We start from the raw sequence: 2035 nt of genomic DNA, 5'->3' as shown, positions 1-2035 counted from the left end.
TTGCCGGCCGCATCCCAGCTCTGCTCGGTTTTCCCGCCGTCGGCGACTACTGCGGTGAGACGGCCCGCGGAGTCGGTCTCGTGCGCCGTGGTGGTCTTCTTCCCCTCTGCATCCGTGACAGTGGTGGTGGTGACGTCGCCGGCGGCGTTGGCGGTGTAGGCGGTCGACCGCAGCACGGGCGCCTTCGCATCGGCACCGCCGTGGACGGTGGTGGAGGTCAGCCGGCCGTAGGCGTCGTAGCCGTGGACGGTGTGGGTCGTCACCGGCGTGCCGCCGCCGTCCCCTTCTGCCCCGGAGCCCTGCCCGGTGCCAGCACCCTGCTCCCCGGCGGTGTCGGGGCGGATGTCGGTGCGCGTGGCGAGGTCTCCGCGGGTGTTGTACGTGTAGGAGGTTTCTGACAGGACGGTGCCGTCTTTGCGGGTGAGGGTTTCCTTCTTCGGCTGGCCGCTGTCCCAGTATTCGGTGGCCAGGGCAGTCCCGTTGCCGTAGTCGGTGCGGGTGAGGCGGCCGAGGGTGTCGTAGGTATAGGCGGCCGTGGTGCTCTGGCCGTCTGAGGTCTTCTGCTCGGCCTTGGCCAGGCTGCCGTCGGGGTTGTAGGCGTAGGCGGTGACCGCGCCGGCCGCGTCGGTGGAGGTAGCGAGCTGGCCTGCGGCATCGTAGGTGCGGGAGACAGTCTTGCCGTCGGGGTAGGCGATGGAGGCCAGGCGGCCCTCGCCGTCGTAGCCGTAGGTGATGAGCGTGTCCTTCTTCGCGGTCTCGCTCTCGCCTTCCCACAGGCTGCTGATCCGGTTCAGGGCGTCGTATTCCATGCGGCGCACCGTGGTCGCGCCTGCGGCGTCCGTGACAGACGTGGAAACGGGCAGGCCGGTGGCCTGGTCGTAGCTGTAGGCAGTCTGCGAGACGGTTTTGCCGTCCTTGGTCTTCACCACCGCTTCCGCGATCTGCCCGTCGCCGGTGTAGGCGAAAACAGTGGTGTTGCCGAGCTGGTCGGTCTGGGAGGCAAGCCGGCCTGCTGCGTCATATTCGTTCTTGGTGCCGGTGCGGGTGTCTTCTCCCTCTTTGCCCTGGGCCAGGGTTTTGGACGTGGCCCGCCCGGCGAGGTCGCGGGTGAGGGCGGTGGTGAACTCCTGCCCCGGATAGGTCTCCGGTGCAGCCGGGTTCAACACTGTGCTGTGCGCGATGCCGCCGGCACCGTAGGAGGGCACAGCGGTGACCTCGCCGCTGGTTGAGGTCAGGGTCCGCCCCAGTGCGTCGGTCTGGGCAGCAGAGCCGGCGGCGGGGGTGCCGTCGGCGAAGACCACGTTCGCGCTCGAGGTCCGTGCAGCACTGTCAGCATCCTGGACCGCCAAGGCACGCGCCTCGCCGATGCCTGAACCGGCCTGACCCTTTCCGAGGACGCCTTGGGCGACTGCCTCGGCCACGATGTCCGTGGCGGTTTTTACGGTGGTGCCGTTGGGGCCGGTCACGCTGCTGGTGTGGCCCCAGGGGTCGGTGGAGGCAACGGTTTTGCGGCCGGCCTGGTCGGTGGTGGTGACCTGGTAGTGGGCCCACTGGGAGTAGTCGGCCTCGGACAGCAGCCGGGCGCCGTCGGCGTCGGGCTCTTTGGCGTAGGCGCCGTCGCGGTAGTTGTCCGTGATGCGCAGGGGGCGGCCCAGCGCGTCGAGGGTCTCGGTCACCCGACGGCCGTCAGGCGTGGCGGTGACCGTGACGGTAGGGGAGGGGTAGGCGATGCGGGTGGTCTGCGGCTTGTCGGAGTCGGGTAGCAGGGTGTGGGCGGTAGGCCGGCCCTGGCGGTCGTACTCCGTCCGGGAGACGACCCGGCCGCCGGGGCCGGCCTCCTGCAGGACGGCTCCGGTGGCCAGGTCCACCACCCGCGAGGTCACCGTTTCCGCATCCGTGCCGGGCGCCACCGTGGTGGTCTCGGTCAGGCGCCCGCCCTCAACGGTCCGGCTGACCTCAGTCTTCAGCTCGCCCGGCCCCTCACCCCGCCCCTCCTCACCGGCGCCGTCGGCCCAGGAGACCGTCTGCGAAGCGG

Annotated in this window: 1 pseudogene; it reads right to left on the bottom strand. The window is 70.3% G+C overall.

What is annotated here, in order from left to right:
* Nucleotides 1-2035 (bottom strand): annotated as a pseudogene (locus tag IF89_RS0135090) (hypothetical protein); the annotation flags it as partial.

Source organism: Streptomyces sp. NRRL F-2664 (assembly GCF_000719345.1).
In the GTDB taxonomy this organism is placed as follows: domain Bacteria; phylum Actinomycetota; class Actinomycetes; order Streptomycetales; family Streptomycetaceae; genus Streptomyces.
Note: the sequence above shows the minus strand (reverse complement) of the source record. Positions and strands in the feature narration are given on the sequence as shown.